General features: G+C 54.3%; 16 protein-coding genes. 8 read left to right on the plus strand and 8 right to left on the minus strand.

What is annotated here, in order from left to right; translation table 11 throughout:
* Positions 1–154 precede the first annotated feature (154 nt).
* Positions 155–1,831 carry a long-chain-fatty-acid--CoA ligase FadD gene (gene fadD, locus LC417_RS02070; RefSeq protein ID WP_124890019.1) on the plus strand — a complete coding sequence of 559 codons (1,677 nt, stop codon included), beginning with the start codon at positions 155–157 and terminating at the stop codon, positions 1,829–1,831.
* Positions 1,832–1,929: 98 nt separating this feature from the next.
* Complete coding sequence (gene rnd, locus LC417_RS02075; RefSeq protein ID WP_223565398.1) at positions 1,930–3,051, plus strand: ribonuclease D; 1,122 nt, start codon at positions 1,930–1,932, stop codon at positions 3,049–3,051.
* Between the two features lie 53 nt (positions 3,052–3,104).
* Here rnd and minE read toward each other — a convergent pair whose 3' ends face one another.
* Genes minE through minC form a run of 3 tightly spaced genes read right to left on the minus strand, consistent with a single transcriptional unit; the run spans position 3,105 to position 4,931 of the window.
* Entirely contained in the window at positions 3,105–3,374 is a 270-nt protein-coding gene (gene minE / locus LC417_RS02080) for a cell division topological specificity factor MinE (protein ID WP_008925314.1), read from the minus strand.
* A gap of 3 nt (positions 3,375–3,377) precedes the next feature.
* Positions 3,378–4,190 carry a septum site-determining protein MinD gene (gene minD, locus LC417_RS02085; protein ID WP_010260569.1) on the minus strand — a complete coding sequence of 271 codons (813 nt, stop codon included), beginning with the start codon at positions 4,188–4,190 and terminating at the stop codon, positions 3,378–3,380.
* Positions 4,191–4,223: 33 nt separating this feature from the next.
* Entirely contained in the window at positions 4,224–4,931 is a 708-nt protein-coding gene (gene minC / locus LC417_RS02090) for a septum site-determining protein MinC (RefSeq protein ID WP_010260571.1), read from the minus strand.
* Between the two features lie 155 nt (positions 4,932–5,086).
* Here minC and LC417_RS02095 point away from each other — a divergent pair, with 155 nt between their 5' ends.
* From LC417_RS02095 to LC417_RS02105, 3 genes are all read left to right on the plus strand, one after another.
* Entirely contained in the window at positions 5,087–5,362 is a 276-nt protein-coding gene (locus tag LC417_RS02095) for a YcgL domain-containing protein (RefSeq protein ID WP_010260572.1), read from the plus strand.
* 316 nt (positions 5,363–5,678) lie between these two features.
* Positions 5,679–6,338 carry a fumarylacetoacetate hydrolase family protein gene (locus LC417_RS02100; RefSeq protein ID WP_033757876.1) on the plus strand — a complete coding sequence of 220 codons (660 nt, stop codon included), beginning with the start codon at positions 5,679–5,681 and terminating at the stop codon, positions 6,336–6,338.
* A gap of 65 nt (positions 6,339–6,403) precedes the next feature.
* Positions 6,404–6,850, plus strand: coding sequence for a YcgN family cysteine cluster protein (locus LC417_RS02105; protein ID WP_010260578.1), 447 nt, complete (start codon positions 6,404–6,406; stop codon positions 6,848–6,850).
* A 632-nt stretch (positions 6,851–7,482) separates the two neighbouring features.
* Here LC417_RS02105 and dsbB read toward each other — a convergent pair.
* Positions 7,483–8,013 (minus strand): disulfide bond formation protein DsbB, encoded by a 531-nt coding sequence (gene dsbB / locus LC417_RS02110; protein WP_010260580.1) that lies wholly within the window; start codon positions 8,011–8,013, stop codon positions 7,483–7,485.
* 483 nt (positions 8,014–8,496) lie between these two features.
* On the opposite strand from dsbB, the gene fadR reads away from it, so the two are divergent.
* A complete protein-coding gene (fadR, locus tag LC417_RS02115) occupies positions 8,497–9,216 on the plus strand; it encodes a fatty acid metabolism transcriptional regulator FadR (protein ID WP_223565399.1) in 720 nt (239 codons plus the stop codon).
* A gap of 41 nt (positions 9,217–9,257) precedes the next feature.
* Here the strand turns inward: fadR and LC417_RS02120 are convergent, their stop codons facing one another.
* Positions 9,258–10,793, minus strand: coding sequence for a SpoVR family protein (locus LC417_RS02120; protein WP_022625556.1), 1,536 nt, complete (start codon positions 10,791–10,793; stop codon positions 9,258–9,260).
* Positions 10,794–11,297: 504 nt separating this feature from the next.
* On the opposite strand from LC417_RS02120, the gene LC417_RS02125 reads away from it, so the two are divergent.
* Entirely contained in the window at positions 11,298–12,599 is a 1,302-nt protein-coding gene (locus LC417_RS02125) for a D-amino acid dehydrogenase (protein WP_010260588.1), read from the plus strand.
* 19 nt (positions 12,600–12,618) lie between these two features.
* Positions 12,619–13,689 (plus strand): catabolic alanine racemase DadX, encoded by a 1,071-nt coding sequence (gene dadX, locus LC417_RS02130; protein ID WP_010670275.1) that lies wholly within the window; start codon positions 12,619–12,621, stop codon positions 13,687–13,689.
* On the opposite strand, the gene LC417_RS02135 is transcribed toward dadX, so the two are convergent.
* From LC417_RS02135 to LC417_RS02145, 3 genes are all read right to left on the minus strand, one after another.
* A complete protein-coding gene (locus tag LC417_RS02135) occupies positions 13,682–14,875 on the minus strand; it encodes a multidrug effflux MFS transporter (RefSeq protein ID WP_010260592.1) in 1,194 nt (397 codons plus the stop codon). The genes dadX and LC417_RS02135 overlap by 8 nt on opposite strands.
* Before the next feature lie 127 nt (positions 14,876–15,002).
* Complete coding sequence (gene wbaP / locus LC417_RS02140) at positions 15,003–16,469, minus strand: undecaprenyl-phosphate galactose phosphotransferase WbaP (RefSeq protein ID WP_029519111.1); 1,467 nt, start codon at positions 16,467–16,469, stop codon at positions 15,003–15,005.
* A gap of 377 nt (positions 16,470–16,846) precedes the next feature.
* Positions 16,847–17,080, minus strand: coding sequence for a DUF1480 family protein (locus tag LC417_RS02145; RefSeq protein ID WP_010260598.1), 234 nt, complete (start codon positions 17,078–17,080; stop codon positions 16,847–16,849).
* Between the last annotated feature and the right edge of the window lie 22 nt (positions 17,081–17,102).

Here is a 17,102-nt window from a genome sequence, read left to right on the forward strand (position 1 = left end):
ATTTGCCTGTTTTATCAGCACGAAATTTAGTGATGCACTTCGCAACCTCAACATGCCAAAACAGGCAAACTGGTACAATCAGTTAAAATATTGTTAACAAACCAGATTGGCTGAGGCAGCGATGGAAATACAACATAATTATCGGGGTGGATCCTTGAATAAGGTTTGGCTGAAACGCTACCCGGCAGATGTGCCTGCCGAAATAAGTGCAGATCGTTACACCTCGCTGGTGGATCTGTTTGAGCAGGCCGCAAAACGCTACGCCGATCAACCCGCGTTCCTGAACATGGGTCAGAAGATGAGTTATCGTCAGCTGGAAGAGAAGAGCCGCGCTTTTGCCGCCTATCTTCAGCAACAGCTGGGCCTGAAAGCGGGTGACCGTGTGGCGCTGATGATGCCGAATTTACTGCAGTATCCGGTGGCCCTGTTTGGTGTGCTGCGTGCGGGTATGGTGGTGGTCAATGTGAATCCGCTCTATACGCCGCGCGAACTGCAGCATCAGCTCAATGACAGTGGGGCCAGTGCGATTGTCATTGTCTCGAATTTTGCGCACACGCTGGAAAAAGTGGTGGCGAAAACCGCTGTGCGGCACGTCATCCTGACCCGGATGGGCGATCAGCTGGCGCCGATAAAAGCGACGCTGGTTAACTTTGTCGTTAAGTATGTGAAGAAGCTGGTGCCCAAATACCATCTGCCGGGGGCAATCTCATTTCGCCACGTACTGGAAGTCGGCGAAACGCTCAATTATCAACGCCCGACGGTCTCCAATGACGATCTCGCCTTCCTGCAATACACCGGTGGCACCACTGGCGTGGCCAAAGGGGCGATGCTGACCCATCGCAACATGCAGGCGAATCTTGAGCAGACTCGCGCGACCTACGGCAAGGTGCTGCGTGACGGTAAAGAGTGTGTCGTCACCGCGCTGCCGCTTTATCACATCTTCGCCTTAACGGTGAATGGCCTGCTGTTCCTGGAGCTGGGCGGTCAGAATCTGTTGATCACCAATCCGCGCGATATTCCCGGCTTTGTTAAAGAGCTGGGGAAATTTCCGTTTACCGCCATTACTGGCGTGAATACGCTGTTTAACGCGCTACTCAACGATGAGCAGTTTAATAAACTCGATTTTTCAACGCTGCGTCTTTCCGCCGGTGGCGGAATGGCGGTGCAGAAAGTGGTGGCCGAGCGCTGGGAAAAACTGACCGGACACTATCTGCTGGAAGGCTATGGCCTGACAGAGTGTTCTCCGCTGGTGTCGGTCAATCCCTATGACATCAGCTGTCATACCGGCAGTATCGGTCTGCCGGTGCCCTCGACCGATGTGCTGATTCTGGATGACGACGGCAATGAAGTTGCTCCGGGTGAACCGGGCGAACTTTGCATCAGCGGCCCGCAGGTGATGCTGGGCTACTGGCAGCATCCGGAAGCGACAGCGGAAGTGCTGAAAAATGGCTGGCTCCACAGCGGTGATATTGTTACCGTTGACCAGGAAGGCTTTATTCGCATCGTTGACCGCAAAAAAGATATGATTCTGGTATCAGGTTTTAATGTCTATCCGAATGAAATCGAAGACGTGCTGATGCAGCATCCTAAAGTGCGTGAAGCCGCGGCTATCGGTGTCCCCAGCGATCTTTCTGGCGAAGCGGTAAAAGTCTGCATCGTGAAAAAAGATGCATCGCTCACCAAAGAAGAGGTGCTCGATCACTGTCGCCGTCAGCTGACCGGTTACAAGGTGCCGAAAATCATTGAGTTTCGGGATGAGTTGCCTAAAACCAACGTCGGCAAGATCCTGCGGCGTGAGCTGCGCGACGAGGCGAAACCCGGCGCGAGCTGAATCCGGGCAGAAATTGAGGTTGAACGCCGGCATGTCCGGCGTTTTTATTGTTTTTAACATGGAGCGCCGCGCGTTGTTGGCTGCGGTGAAAATCAGACGTGAACTATTCCCTTATCGACCAGGATGATCAACTGGCAGACGTGTGTCAGAAAGCGCGCCAGCACGCGGCGGTGGCCCTGGATACCGAATTTGTCCGCACCCGCACTTACTACCCTCAGCTTGGCCTGATCCAGCTGTTCGACGATCGGCAACTGGTACTGATTGACCCGCTGAATATCCGTGACTGGTCACCCTTTATTGCCTTGCTGACCGACACCAGCGTCACCAAATTCCTGCATGCCGGGGGTGAAGATCTGGAAGTCTTCCTGCACCGTTTCGGCGTGCTGCCGACACCCATGATCGATACCCAGATTCTGGCGGCATTCTCTGGCCAGCCGCTCTCCTGGGGTTTTGCCTCAATGGTGGCGCATTTCACTCAGGTCGAACTCGATAAAAGTGAATCACGCACGGACTGGCTGGCACGCCCTCTGACCCAGCGTCAGTGCGAGTATGCGGCGGCGGACGTTCACTATCTGTTGCCAATTGCGCGTCAGCTGATGATCAATACGGAAGAGGCCGGCAATATGTCGGCGGCACTCAGTGAGTGCGATAACCTGTGTCAGCGTCGTCTGGATAGCCTGTCGCCGGATGAAGCCTGGCGGGATATTACCAATGCCTGGCAGTTACGTCCGCGTCAGCTGGCGGCGTTACAGCGACTGGCGGCCTGGCGTCTGAAGCTTGCGCGTGAAAAAGATATGGCCGTTAACTTTGTGGTGCGCGAAGAGCACCTGTGGAAAGTGGCGCGCTTTATGCCCGGCTCGCTGGGCGAGCTGGATCATCTGGGGCTGTCAGGCCACGAAATTCGTTTCCACGGCAAAGCGTTGGTGACGCTGGTGGCAGAAGCTGAGGCGCTGGATGAGAGCGAACTGCCGGCTCCGCTGGGCAATCTGATTGACCATCCGCACTACAAGCCAGTGTTTAAAGCGATGAAAGCGCTGGTGCAGCAGGTGAGTGAGCAGAGTGGATTCAGTCAGGAGCTGCTGGCGTCACGACGTCAGATTAATCAGGTATTAAATCAGCACTGGGGCCTGAAGCCACAGGGACGTCAGCCGGAGTTACTCACCGGATGGCGGGGCGAACTGCTGAAACCCGGCATTGAGGAGATTCTGGCGGGTTGTTAACCGGTTAAATTTCCCCTGCCAGAGCGCAGGGGAAATTCAGCAAACGGTCAGCGTCATTTAGTCACTTCATCCGTTTCCGGCAGCGTCACATTCAGCTCCAGAATCGAGATATCATCACCTTTCTGGTCGAGCTGAACCGTTACCATTTCTGGATCGATCTTCACATATCTGCAAATCACTTCCAGAATGTCGCGCTTAAGTTGCGGAAGATAGTGGGGCTCACTGTCGCCCCTTCTCCGTTCTGCCACGATAATCTGCAGCCTTTCCTTGGCTATATTGGCAGTGTTCTTCTTCCGGGATAAAAAGAAATCAAGTAATGCCATGGTTTATCCCCCGAACAGGCGTTTCAGGAAACCCTTCTTCTCTTCTTCGATAAAGCGGAAGGGGCGTACTTCACCGAGCAACCGTTCAACGGTATCGGCATAGGCTTTGCCAGCATCAGATTCGCCGTCAAGAATCACCGGTTCGCCCTGGTTAGAGGCACGTAACACCGATTGATCTTCAGGGATCACGCCGACCAGAGGAATGCGCAGGATCTCCAGCACATCTTCCATGCTCAGCATATCGCCACGGTTCACCCGGCCAGGGTTATAGCGGGTCAGCAGCAGATGCTCCTTCACCGGGTCCTGACTGTTTTCAGCGCGACGGGATTTGGATGAGATGATGCCGAGGATGCGGTCGGAGTCGCGGACAGAAGAGACTTCCGGGTTGGTGGTAATAATGGCTTCATCGGCAAAGTAGAGCGCCATCAGTGCGCCCGTTTCAATCCCTGCCGGTGAGTCACAGACGATGAAATCGAACTCCATCTTAGCCAAATCGTTCAGAACTTTTTCAACACCCTCACGGGTCAGCGCATCTTTATCACGGGTCTGCGACGCAGGCAGAATGTAGAGCTGCTCCGTGCGTTTGTCGCGAATCAGCGCCTGGTTCAGTGTGGCATCGCCCTGGATTACATTAACAAAGTCGTAGACCACACGGCGCTCACAGCCCATGATCAAATCCAGGTTACGCAGACCGATATCAAAATCGATCACAACTGTCTTTTTGCCTTTCTGCGCTAAACCGGTGGCGATGGCCGCGCTTGACGTGGTCTTACCAACGCCCCCTTTACCGGATGTAACTACAATAATGCGTGCCATAAATGTTGATTTCCTTAACAAAAGAAAAGGGGCCTAATTAAGTGTCTGGATAGTCAGCGCGCCATCCTGCAGGCACAGGCGCGCAGCTTTACCAAAAAATTCTTGCGGGATCTGATCCATGATCCAGTACTCTCCGGCAATCGAGACCAGCTCGGCAGCCAGGTTGGTACAAAAAATCTGGCAGTTGCGGTCACCGCTGGCACCCGCCAGGGCGCGACCGCGCATCATGCCGTAAATGTGAATATTGCCATCGGCGACCAGTTCAGCGCCGGCGCTGACGCTGCTGGTGATGATCAAATCGGCATCACGCGCATAAATCTGCTGGCCCGAGCGCACCGGGGTGTTCACGATGCGGGTTTTCGTTGCTACCGTTTCGGTTACAGCCGGCAGAGGTTCAGGTATCGGCTGCGGCGCGGCGGCTTGCGGTCTGGCCTCTTTACCTTCTGCCAGTACGGGCAGGCCGGCACGGGCGATCATACGTTTCAGCGCTTCGTCTTTGCAGCCGCTTACGCCGACAATGCGTAAACCGGTGGCGAGAACCGCCTGTTGCAACAGTTTCCAGTTAACATCGGCACTTAATGTCGAGACGTTAAGTACCACCGGCGCGTTTTTCAGGAAATCTGGAGCCTGGTCAATCTTGTCCTGGAGTGCCTTGCGAATCACCGCAGGGTCATGGTGATGCAAATGGACGACAGACAGGGTGAAACTGCTACCTTTGAATTCGATTGGCGTTTGCGACATCTGTCCCGACTCAGTCCTGTTTTCACTACCGAAAGCCTGGCGATGATAAAATCATCGTTGAAGCGCTAACGGTGAATATTCGAAGTTCTGCAAGCATGTTATAGTTACAGCTATATTCAGACAAGCCTCAACGCCGGTTAATTCGAGTAAAAAATATGTTTTGTGTGATCTACAGAAGCCCGTTACGTGACCAGACTTATCTCTATGTTGAAAAAAAGGACGATTTCTCGCGCGTTCCGGAAGAATTGCTGAAAGGCTTTGGCAAGCCGCAGCTGGCGATGGTGCTTAAGCTGGCGGGGCGGGACAGGCTGGCTAATGCGGATATCAATAAAGTTAAGCAGGGATTGAGCGAGCAGGGCTATTATTTACAGCTCCCTCCGCCGATTGAAAGTCTCCTCAACATTCATTTACAGGCCGATAAAAAACTTTAACTCGGATTCTTCTGTAAATATAAATCCTGTCGGTGCGATCCTGGCAGGATAATATTGCCCTGAAGCTGCGCAAAATTAACGGTGCAGCTTATCTGTTTCACCCCTTTTTAAATTCCCTGCTCAATTTTTTCTCCCGATTTGTACGATTATTCAGCGCTTCAACCCCTGCATTTACGCTTTCTGACAAATTACGCACCCCGGACCGTTAAAAGGATCTTATTATCACGCTATGAGGTTGGCATTTCGATCAACGCATGAGCAAACATCAACCCGCCAGCAGCGCTGGCATCACACCTAACCTGAACAGGGGATGAGTATGTATCAGCATCGTAACTGGCAAGGCGCTCTGTTAGATTTTCCGGTCAGCAAAGTGGTTTGCGTCGGGAGTAATTATGCAAAGCACATTAAAGAGATGGGCAGCGCAACCCCAACCGAACCGGTGATCTTTATCAAGCCGGAAACGGCGCTGTGTGATTTGCGTCAGCCGCTCTCTATTCCCGACGCGTTTGGCGAGGTCCATCATGAAGTTGAACTGGCGGTGCTGATCGGCGCGACACTGAAGCAGGCGACCGATGCGCATGTGGCTAAGGCGATTGCAGGTTATGGCGTGGCGCTGGATCTGACACTGCGTGACCTGCAGTCCGGGCTGAAAAAAGCGGGCCAGCCGTGGGAAAAATCCAAAGGCTTTGATAACGCCTGTCCTGTCTCCGGTTTTATCCCGGTGACGGAATTCAGTGGCGATCCGCAGAACGTCGAGCTTAAATTGCTGGTGAACGGTGAAGTGCGTCAGCACGGCAACACCGAAGACATGATTCATAAAATCCTGCCGCTGATTGCCCATATGAGCCACTACTTTACCCTGCGTGCAGGCGATGTGATTCTGACCGGTACGCCAGAAGGGGTAGGCCCGATGCGCTCGGGTGATCAGCTGGAAGTTTCACTGGCGGGTCACGGCATCAGCACGCGCGTACTCTAAAAACTTGCATCACCGCCGCATAGGCTTTATAAGGTGCGGTTTAGGCACAATCCGGACAAATCATCATGACTGACACCCCTTTCTGGCAACAAAAACGCCTGGCACAAATGAGCGATGAGGAATGGGAATCCTTGTGTGATGGTTGTGGACAGTGTTGCCTGAACAAATTGCAGGACGCCGACACCGATGAGATCTACTTCACCAATGTCGCCTGTGATCAGCTCAATATTAAAACCTGCCAGTGCCGCAACTATGAGCGCCGCTTCGAGCTTGAAGAGGATTGCATCAAGTTAACGCGCGAAAATCTGACGACCTTCAACTGGCTGCCGCGCACCTGCGCCTACCGGCTGCTGGGTGAGGGCAAAGATTTACCCGTATGGCATCCGCTGCGGGCCGGTTCGAAAACAGCGATGCATGCGCAGCGTATTTCGGTGCGGTATATTGCGGTGCGTGAGAGTGAAGTGCGGGACTGGGAAGATCACATTATTGATCGCCCCGATCGCAACGGCTGAGTGCCGCGCTATCAATCGGAACAGAAAAAAGGCTGCCAGTGGCATAATGCTGGTCAGTTAAGCGACAGGTGATAACGCAGTCTGGTCCCGGGCAGGGGCTGGCGGTCCTCGCGCCGCTTCGCGGTTCCTTCACTTCATTCCTCTGCCTGACGGACCGCCGGGGATGGCACATCCTGTGCCGCCCCGCCTTTCGCCCGCGTCCTGCGGGCTCTCCTGGCAGACTCATTCTGTTCAGCGCTGCGGATTGCCTGCTCCTGCCCGGCACCGGCCTGCTCTGAAACTTCAGTGTGAATTGTTAAAAAGGGCACGAGAGTGGAGGCCTGAGCGCCTCTGCTGCTGAAAGGGCTATCCGCAGCGCTGAGGCGTGACGGTGGGCCAGAAGTCCACGCCGGGAAGCGTGGACAGTTCGGGGCCGGCCAGGGAGGGCCGATCCCCGAACGGTTCGTCGGCGCGCCGTCAAAGCCGAAGGTACCGCGTGAGCGGCGCGAGGACGGCCCGGCAGCAGCAGAGGTGCGCTGGCCCGCACTGCGGCTAGCTCGCCCGGAAAAAAAGCTGCCACGTCTGACCGTGACAGCCTTTACAACTCTAATCTTAACTGACCAGCATTATGCCAGTGGCAGCCTTTTTTGATCTCAGCGACCAAAGAGATCGCGGCGTTTAGGTTTCAGCGGCTGGGCTATCAGCACCAGCGCCGCGACCAGCAGATAACCGGCGAACACCACAATCATCCACTGCGGCATGCTGAGCGTCAGGAAAGTCCAGCTGCGTTCTGCACAGTCACCGCTGGCAAGAAACACCGACGGCAGCCACTTATCCAGCGGTAAGCCGCTGGGGAAGCGGGCAGCAAAATCACAGGTGGTGAAGGGGTTAGGGTGCAGCTGAATCATGGTATGTTCATAAGAGAGACGCAGACCTTCCCAGGCACTGTAGATCCACAACGCCAGTGCCGCCAGACGCAACGGCGATTTCGGCGCAATCGCACCAACCAGACCCGCGCCCAGCACACCAAACAGCGCATTGCGCTCATAAATACACATCACGCAGGGCTTCAGGCCCATTACGTGCTGAAAAAAGAGTGCTGTTAATTCCAGTGCAAGTGCAGTCAGTGCCAGTAGTAACCAGGCTCCGCGACCACGTGAGCATTGATTCAGATATCGCAACATATTGCATTCCCTGTAAACGTTAATGCCACGCAGTGTAAACCAAAAGCGTTTGCAAACCAGCCAGGGGCAGGGAAAAATCGTGTGCAAACATGACCTGATTCTGATCCAGAGCAGGTTAAATGAGGATAAGCCGGACCTTATCTGCAGAACGACCGTCAGTGAAGAGCGGGGAGAGCCGCAGTGGCGACAGGGGCGATCGCATGCGGCAGGAGGCGAAACGGCAGGCGCGGGTTATATGCTGTCAAAGTCCTGCGCTTTCAGGGCGGCTGTACGCTGACACTCAGCGGTGCTGTGGCACGCGCCATTTCAGCGCAGAAAGTCGTTCAGCCCGCCCGTGATCCTGAAGCCGCTGATACTGCGGTCAGGCATGCGGAAATATGCGCCTGCGCCCGGTTTTAATGGTTACGCAGGCTATATCCGCTATAGGGCGTCTGGTATGATGAGTGCCCATCATGATTAGAAAAGCAACGAGAACACATTGCTATGGTTATAAAGGCTCAGAGTCCAGCGGGATTTGCTGAAGAGTATATTATTGAAAGCATCTGGAACAGTCGCTTTCCGCCAGGGTCGATTCTTCCTGCTGAGCGTGAGCTTTCTGAATTGATTGGGGTGACGCGCACCACCTTGCGTGAAGTGCTGCAGCGCCTGGCGCGCGATGGCTGGCTGACTATTCAGCACGGTAAACCGACGCGGGTGAACGATTTCTGGGAGACGTCCGGCCTGAATATTCTGGAAACGCTGGCCCGTCTCGATCACGACAGCGTTCCGGTGCTGATCGACAACCTGCTTTCGGTACGCAGCAACATTTCATCGATCTTTATCAGCCGTGCGCTGCGCCATCATCCGGACAAAGCACGCGAAGTGCTGGAAACGGTCAGCGCGGCTGCCGATCAGGCTGATGCCTATACCGAGCTCGACTACCGGGTGTTCCGCGGTCTGGCGTTTGCGTCAGGTAACCCGATTTACGGTCTGATCCTGAATGGCCTGAAAGGGCTCTATACCCGCGTTGGCCGCCACTACTTCTCTAATCCGGAAGCCCGTCAGGTCGCGCGCGATTTCTATCTTAAACTGCTGGAACTGTGCGACAAAGAGCCCAGACAGGATGAGATTGTGGACGTGGTGCGCAACTACGGCCGCCGCAGCGGTGAAATCTGGCACAGTATGCAGAAGAATCTGCCCGACGATCTCGGCAGTAAGCGTTAAAAAAAACCGGACATCGCGTCCGGTTTTTTGTTTTTATCCCATCAGAGTGATGAACCGCGTGGTGGATTACGATCCAGCAGCTCTACGCTGCCATCCTCGTTCTGCTGTTCCAGAATCACATCAAATCCCCACAGACGATGTACATGCTTCAGCACCTCGCGACGGCTCTTATCCAGCGGCGTGCGGCTCTGCGGCACATAACGCAGGGTCAGCGAACGGTCACCGCGCAGATCGACGTTATAGACCTGAATATTCGGTTCGAGATTACTCAGGTTGTACTGCGCAGAGAGCTGCTGGCGAATTGCCCGGTAGCCCGCCTCATCGTGGATCGCGGCGATTTCGAGATAATTGTTGCGGTCATCATCCAGTACGGTAAACAGACGGAAATCACGCATGACTTTCGGCGACAGGAACTGGCTGATAAAACTCTCATCCTTGAACTCGCGCATCGCAAAATGCAGCGTTTCCAGCCAGTCGGAACCGGCGATATCCGGGAACCAGTAGCGATCCTCCTCGGTCGGCGACTGACAGATACGCTTGATATCCTGCATCATCGCGAACCCTAAAGCATAGGGGTTGATGCCGTTATACCACTGACTGTTATAGGGCGGCTGAAACACGACGTTTGTGTGGCTGTGCAGGAACTCCATCATAAAGCGTTCCGACACTTTGCCTTCATCATAGAGGTGATTGAGGATGGTGTAGTGCCAGAACGTCGCCCAGCCTTCATTCATTACCTGGGTCTGTTTCTGCGGATAGAAATACTGGCTCACCTTGCGCACAATGCGCAGGATCTCACGCTGCCATGACTCCAGCAGCGGGGCGTTTTTCTCCATAAAATAGAGCAGGTTTTCCTGCGGCTCAGAAGGGTAGCGCGCGGCTTCAAAGGTCACGGCCTCTTTCTCACGCCGTGGCAGCGTTCGCCAAAGCGTGTTCACCTGACTTTGCAGATACTCTTCACGGCTTTTCTGCCGCGCTTTCTCCTCCTGCAGAGAGATCTTCTGCGGGCGCTTATAGCGATCGACGCCATAATTCATTAAGGCATGGCAGGAGTCGAGCAAGCGCTCTACCTCTTCGACGCCATAGCGCTCTTCGCAGTCACTGATATAGTTTTTGGCGAACAACAGGTAATCGACAATCGACCCGGCATCCGTCCAGCTGCGGAACAGATAGTTATTTTTAAAGAAAGAGTTGTGGCCATAGCAGGCATGCGCCATCACCAGCGCCTGCATGGTCATGGTGTTCTCTTCCATCAGGTAGGCGATGCAGGGATTAGAGTTGATGACAATCTCATAGGCCAGACCCTGCTGACCATGCTTATAGCGCTGCTCGGTCTCGATAAACTTTTTGCCGAATGACCAGTGTGAATAGTTGATTGGCATGCCGACGCTGGAGTAGGCATCCATCATCTGTTCAGAGGTAATCACTTCGATTTGGTGCGGGTAGGTATCAAGCCGGTAGAGTTTAGCCACCCGGTCGATCTCGGCTAAGTAGACATCAAGCAGTTCGAATGTCCAGTCTGGTCCGTCATTGAGTCGTTTGCTGTCTCTGATGGCTTCGTCAAAGATTGTCGTCATAGCGCACCTCTTTTTTGCAAACCGGCTGACCCGAAAGACAACCCGTTCTGGTTATTTAAGGCTTCATCCTGAAAAAGGGAACCCGAAAAAAACTGAGCGAACACAACAATGATAGCCCACTGTCGCTTATCCGAAATGCGAACTCAAACGAATTCTTTGGCACAAAATCATTAAGAGTGGTGCGGCAGAGAATTTAACAGCCTTTAATACTAGCCTTATTATAAATTGCGGAATCTAATCCTGTTTATAAGCGGAATGTATGGGGTTGAATGAATCTCCTGCAACAGGCAGATTTAACTGCCTTCGTTGTCATTTATTTCTGTGTTTAAGGATTAAGACGCATAAAGCGCTGAAATTGGCCGTGCGACAAGATTTTAGTTACCTGAAAAGTAAAAAAGATGTGAAATGGATGGTGAAATTCTGTGGTGGTGTCTGCTGTGTAAATCCGCTGACTATCATCAGTTGAACAGTGAATTATGCTTTTACAGGTCGGGTGGGGGAGCTATGCACGTTGTAATTCTTGGAAGTGGTGTGGTCGGGGTGGCAAGTGCCTGGTATCTGGCACGTGCCGGACATCAGGTGACGGTCATTGATCGTCAGCCCGCCGCAGCGATGGAGACCAGTGCAGGGAATGCCGGTCAGATCTCTCCGGGTTATGCCGCACCCTGGGCAGCGCCCGGCGTGCCATTGAAAGCGGTGAAGTGGATGTTTCAGCGTCACGCGCCGCTGGCTATCCGGCTGGATGGCAGTAGTTTTCAGCTGGAGTGGATGTGGCACATGCTGCGCAACTGCGACATCAATCACTATCAGCAGAACAAAAGCCGCATGGTGCGGATTGCCGAATATAGCCGTGACTGTCTGAAAGCGCTGCGCAGTGAAACCGGCATCGCCTATGAGGGCCGTCAGGGCGGGACGCTGCAACTGTTCCGTACCCAGCAGCAGTTCGACAGCGCCAGCAAAGATATTGCGGTGCTGCGCGACGCGGGCGTGCCCTATGAGTTGCTGCAGGCGCATGAACTGTCTCGCGTTGAACCGGCACTGGCGGCAACCCAGCATAAACTCACCGGCGGATTACGCCTGCCCAATGATGAAACCGGCGACTGTCAGCTCTTTACTCAGCGGCTGGCAAAAATGGCCGAAGAGGCGGGCGTGGTCTTTCGCTTTAATACTCCGGTCGACCACCTGCTGCGCGATGGCAATCGCATCTATGGCGTGAAGTGCGGTGATGAGATCATCAAGGCGGACAGCTATGTGGTGGCGTTTGGTTCCTACTCGACCGCGCTGTTAAAAAATGTCATCGATATTCCGGTCTATCCGCTGAAAGGCTATTCACTCACTATTCCGATTAAAAATCCTGACGCCGCACCGGTTTCAACTATCCTGGATGAGACCTACAAAGTGGCGGTGACGCGGTTTGACGATCGTATTCGTGTCGGCGGCATGGCGGAAATTGTTGGTTTTAACACCAAACTCACCGAAGCGCGGCGGGAAACGCTGGAGATGGTGGTCAGTGATCTCTATCCTGAAGGCGGTCATCTCGCGCAGGCGAGTTTCTGGACCGGTCTGCGTCCGATGACGCCAGACGGTACGCCGATTGTGGGTGCCACACCGATCTCTAATCTCTGGCTCAATACCGGTCACGGTACGCTGGGCTGGACGATGGCGTGTGGTTCTGGTCAGCTGCTGGCCGATCTCATCTCCGGTAAAAAGCCGGCCATTGCGGCGGATGACTTAGCGGTGTTCCGCTACTTACCCGGTTTCGCGGCGACCTCATCGCCGCTGCGTAACGCCAACGCAACTCGTTAAGTATTCAGGGAGAGAGAGGATGTCACGTCCGATTGTCGCTACCATCAACCAGCAGGCGTTACGTCATAACCTGACTGTTGTTCGCCAGGCGGCACCCGCCTCCCGCGTCTGGTCAGTGGTGAAAGCTAATGCTTATGGCCATGGCATTGATCGCGTGCGCGAGGCGTTATCTGCCACTGACGGCTTCGCGCTTCTTAATATGGAAGAGGCAATCCAGCTGCGCGAACAGGGCTGGAAAAAGCCGATTCTGCTGCTGGAAGGTTTCTTCCAGCCAGAGGATTTGCAGCTGATTGACCGTTATCGTCTCACCACCAGCGTACACAGTAACTGGCAAATCAACGCGCTGGCCAGTGCCAGACTTGCAGCACCGGTTGATATCTATCTCAAAATGAACAGCGGGATGAACCGGCTGGGTTTTCGCCCTGAACAGGTCAACGGTGCATGGCAAAAGCTGCGGGCGCTCAGTACGGTAGGTGAGATGACGCTGATGGCCCATTTTGCCGATGCGGAAAATCCGCAGGGTCTGATTGCGCCACTGCAGCGCGTAGAGCAGGCGGCTGAGGGGCTGAACTGCCCGCGATCGCTCTCCAACTCCGCCTGCACCCTGTGGCATCCTGAAGCGCACTTTGACTGGGTCCGTCCCGGCATCATTCTGTATGGCGCGTCGCCCAGCGGTGACTGGCAGGACATTGCAGGCAGTGGCCTGAAGCCGGTGATGACCTTAAGCAGTGAGATTATTGCGGTCCAGCAGCTACAGGCGGGCGATGGCGTGGGTTACGGCTACCGCTATCACGCCAGTGCAGCGCAGCGAATTGGCGTGGTGGCCTGTGGCTACGCGGATGGCTATCCACGGCATGCCCCGACGGGTACGCCCGTCTGTGTCGATGGTGTAATGACTCAGGTGGTTGGTGCGGTTTCGATGGATATGATCACCGTCGACTTGACCCCCTGTCCCCAGGCCGGTATTGGCTCAGCCGTGGAGCTGTGGGGTGAGCAGGTGAAAATCGATCAGGTGGCAAAAGCGGCCGGAACGGTAGGGTACGAGCTGATGTGTGCGCTGGCACCCCGCGTTCCGGTCACGGTTATTTAAGCGCGGTCAGGCTGCCGCGCATCTTTCTGCTGCAGCGCCAGGCGATAAAGGCCAGCGCTGCACCCAGCAGCATCATCAGACTCAGCGACAGCTTCTCCGCCACCGGCAGCGCCACAATGACCAGGCTGCCTGACGCGCCACCGGCCATCTGAATGAATCCCTGCAAGGCGGACGCCACGCCCGCCTGTTGCTGATAGGGCTCCAGCGCATAGCTGGTGGCCGGTCCTACCGTAAAGGCCAGCCCGGCAACTGAAACGGCCACCGGGAACATGTAAAGCGCCCAGTGCGTCTGCATCTCCGCCGGGAAGATCTGCATCCCCGCAACCAGCAGCACCGCGCCCAGCAGCATAGTGAAGAATCCCATCGCCAGGCAGAAAGGGCGACCCGCTTTGCGAATCGCTTTATTCACGAACATGCTGACAAACATGATCCAGAAACCGTTGGCGCCAAAAGCAAAAGAGAACTGGATTGGCGTCAGCCCGCCTTCGGTCATTAATACCTGTGGTGCCAGCGACACGTAGGTCAGCACCATGCCCAGCGCACCGGCATTGGCGAACGCGAACGCCAGAAAGCGCGGCTGACGCAGGATCGCGGCATACTGTTTAATCGGTAATCCTTTCACCCGCAGGGTATCCGCCGGGCGCGTTTCTGGCAGCCAGATAATCACCAGCAGCGTAATCAGCACGCCGTAGGCGCAGAGAAACCAGAAGGGTGCGCGCCAGTCAAAGGCGCTGGCCAGTAAACCGCCCAGCAGCGGAGCCAGGGCCGGGACGATGTTTAATGCGCCATTCAGGAAGCCATACGCACGGGCGGCATCATCACCGCTCAGGCGGTCACGCACGCCGCTAAAGGCCACGACCGCGCTGCAGCAGACGCCACAGCCCTGCACCAGGCGGGCAAGGACGAACAGCGGGAATGAGGTGGCGGTGGCGGCGATGGCACTCCCCGTGATGTAAAGCGCCAGGCCCAGCAGGGCAATCGGCTTACGGCCATAGTTGTCCACCAGCGGGCCGGTCACCAGCTGTCCCAGTCCCATGACCAGCAGAAACAGGGGAATGGTGGTCTGCACCAGATTAACCGGCGTATCCAGCCCTTCTGCGATTTGTGGCAGCGTGGGCAAATAGAGATCGATGCCTAAGGGTGCCAGCAGCACCAGGCTTAATAACAGCAGAGTAAATTTTTGCATAACAACCAGAGGGTAAGCGTTCTGTTAAAAAACGATCGCAGAGGGTAATGATTCAGCGGCAAAAAAGATAGAGGAAGTCGTGCGGAAAGTGCGATGCCTGCCGTAAACAGGCATCGCAGAGGTCTGATTAGTAAGCGCCGTCGCGGCGTAACACCACGCCTGCGGTTTTGAACAGGATCGCGATATCGGTCCAGAGCGCCCAGTTTTTGACATACCAGGAGTCAAAATAGACGCGGGTATCATAGTCGATATCGTTACGTCCGCTGACCTGCCACAGACCGGTCATACCCGGCTTGGCCATCAGGTAGTAGTCGACATCACCGGCATAGCGCTCCAGCTCAGCTTCAATCACCGGACGCGGGCCAACCAGGCTCATCTCGCCACGAATCACGTTCCACAGCTGCGGCAACTCGTCCAGGCTGGTTTTACGCAGGAAACTACCAATCCGGGTCACGCGCGGGTCATTCTTCAGTTTGAAATCTTTGTCCCACTCAATCCGCGCCTCTTCGCTGGTCGCCAGTAATTTCTCCAGCACCTCTTTGGAATTGGTCACCATGGAACGGAATTTCAGACATTTGAATTTTTTGCCATTCTGACCCACACGCTCGTGACCATAAATGGCATTACCGCCATCACGTTTCACCATATAGCAGAGCAGGGCGAAGATTGGGCCGAGGAATAGCAGCAGCATCGACGCCACCACGATATCAAAGGCGCGCTTCATGAAACGGGAGGAGTGTTTCGCCAGGTTGTTGCTGACACGCAGAATCATCACTTCATGGCTGAAGATAAAGGACATGTCGGTGCCGTAAAGCGGCACGCCGCGCAGCGTCGGGATCACTGAAACTGAACGGCAGTTCATCTTCGACAGGAATTTCAGCCAGCGATCGCGCATCGGCTGCTGCTCATACTCCATAGCCACAATAAACTGCACGTTGTCACGGTCAATGGTCTGCCAGTTGATATCTTTCCAGGTGATCACCGGCACGCCATTCACGCTCTGCTGAGCCGGAACATCATCGACCGAGATAAAGGCCTGTACGTTGTAGCCCAGGATCTCTTCACTCTGCAGCGCCGCGTAAGCTTCGGTGGCGTTTCTGCCGGAGCCAATAATGATGGTCTCTTTCTGCCACTGACCCGCCTTGTGAATGGCGCGTTTAACCAGAGCACGCATCAGCGGCAGCAGCAGCAGGGCATATGTCCAGCTGAAGACCCACACCATGCGGGAGAAGTCCCATTTAGAGAAGGCGATCAACGCGAGGTCGAGCAGCGAGAAAACAAATAATGTTTTAATGATCTCTTTCAGCTCAAACCAGAAGGGTTTGCGATAGGTGTAGTGACGCAGGCGTACCCAGAACCAGCCGGTACACATGACTGACATAATAAACTGTGCCACAAAACGATATTCAATTTGATGAGGTGGAATAAAGGTATCCAGCTCGCCCCAAATACCCTGTATCGTCGCGGCAGATAAAAACAGTGCGAGGTTAAGTGCAATCAGATCGGAAAAGCTCAGGGCGAATTTCACGATGATATTTTTACGCGTGCCGCTCCACGAGCGGCTCGGGCTATTCATTATCAATGTACTTGCCATAAAACCTGCTCTCTTTCTCAAGTAAAAGATGGCCTGACCAGAATCATGTACGCGCTCAGGGGTGGGCTTCTGAAAAATTAAAAAATAATTTTCAGTCTGTTGCAGTCAGTAAAGCCAGTGCAGCTGCAAAAAAGATAACGGCTAAAGCGTGATAGTACTCACGAAATGTTGCAGCATTGAGAATGAGTATGCAGGAGTTATTTGACAGAGTTAATACGGAAAAAATCTGAAAACATCAAAAGTGATTAAAGTTTTAAATGGCTAAGTTTTGGTTTTTACTGGATAAAATAAGGCGGGGGTTGGTTATAACCAAACTGTTTAAGACGCTTTTTAGGAATTACCGCCAAATCTTACGACTGGCGGTAGTGATAACAGACTCAGGCAGGTTTTTTTAAAATCCAGCGGTCCTGCTGTTTATCGTAATGACCAATCTGCAGATCCACCGGTTCTCCGTCAATCCATGCCGGGACGCTGGTATCGCGATCCCAGCCATCAAGTTGGGTAATTAAGCCGGGATTGGTGTGACAGGGGATGCTGACGGTGTCGAGGTTCTCACTGTCAAGATCGGCATCAACAATCTCATAACGACCAATTTTAACCACGTGTCCCATTCATTTCTCCCGTTTTTGCTGG

This window comes from Pantoea sp. OVA07A (assembly GCF_019969975.1).
GTDB lineage: Bacteria > Pseudomonadota > Gammaproteobacteria > Enterobacterales > Enterobacteriaceae > Pantoea > Pantoea agglomerans.

Excerpts from the sequence above, each read along its gene's own strand:
- dsbB (WP_010260580.1), bottom strand. The coding sequence starts at position 8,013 with ATGTTGCGATATCTGAATCAATGCTCACGTGGTCGCGGAGCCTGGTTA.
- dadX (WP_010670275.1), top strand. The coding sequence starts at position 12,619 with ATGTCACGTCCGATTGTCGCTACCATCAACCAGCAGGCGTTACGTCAT.
- fadR (WP_223565399.1), top strand. The coding sequence starts at position 8,497 with ATGGTTATAAAGGCTCAGAGTCCAGCGGGATTTGCTGAAGAGTATATT.
- wbaP (WP_029519111.1), bottom strand. The coding sequence starts at position 16,469 with ATGGCAAGTACATTGATAATGAATAGCCCGAGCCGCTCGTGGAGCGGC.
- LC417_RS02125 (WP_010260588.1), top strand. The coding sequence starts at position 11,298 with ATGCACGTTGTAATTCTTGGAAGTGGTGTGGTCGGGGTGGCAAGTGCC.
- minD (WP_010260569.1), bottom strand. The coding sequence starts at position 4,190 with ATGGCACGCATTATTGTAGTTACATCCGGTAAAGGGGGCGTTGGTAAG.
- LC417_RS02120 (WP_022625556.1), bottom strand. The coding sequence starts at position 10,793 with ATGACGACAATCTTTGACGAAGCCATCAGAGACAGCAAACGACTCAAT.
- LC417_RS02145 (WP_010260598.1), bottom strand. The coding sequence starts at position 17,080 with ATGGGACACGTGGTTAAAATTGGTCGTTATGAGATTGTTGATGCCGAT.
- LC417_RS02095 (WP_010260572.1), top strand. The coding sequence starts at position 5,087 with ATGTTTTGTGTGATCTACAGAAGCCCGTTACGTGACCAGACTTATCTC.
- minC (WP_010260571.1), bottom strand. The coding sequence starts at position 4,931 with ATGTCGCAAACGCCAATCGAATTCAAAGGTAGCAGTTTCACCCTGTCT.
- LC417_RS02135 (WP_010260592.1), bottom strand. The coding sequence starts at position 14,875 with ATGCAAAAATTTACTCTGCTGTTATTAAGCCTGGTGCTGCTGGCACCC.
- minE (WP_008925314.1), bottom strand. The coding sequence starts at position 3,374 with ATGGCATTACTTGATTTCTTTTTATCCCGGAAGAAGAACACTGCCAAT.
- LC417_RS02105 (WP_010260578.1), top strand. The coding sequence starts at position 6,404 with ATGACTGACACCCCTTTCTGGCAACAAAAACGCCTGGCACAAATGAGC.
- LC417_RS02100 (WP_033757876.1), top strand. The coding sequence starts at position 5,679 with ATGTATCAGCATCGTAACTGGCAAGGCGCTCTGTTAGATTTTCCGGTC.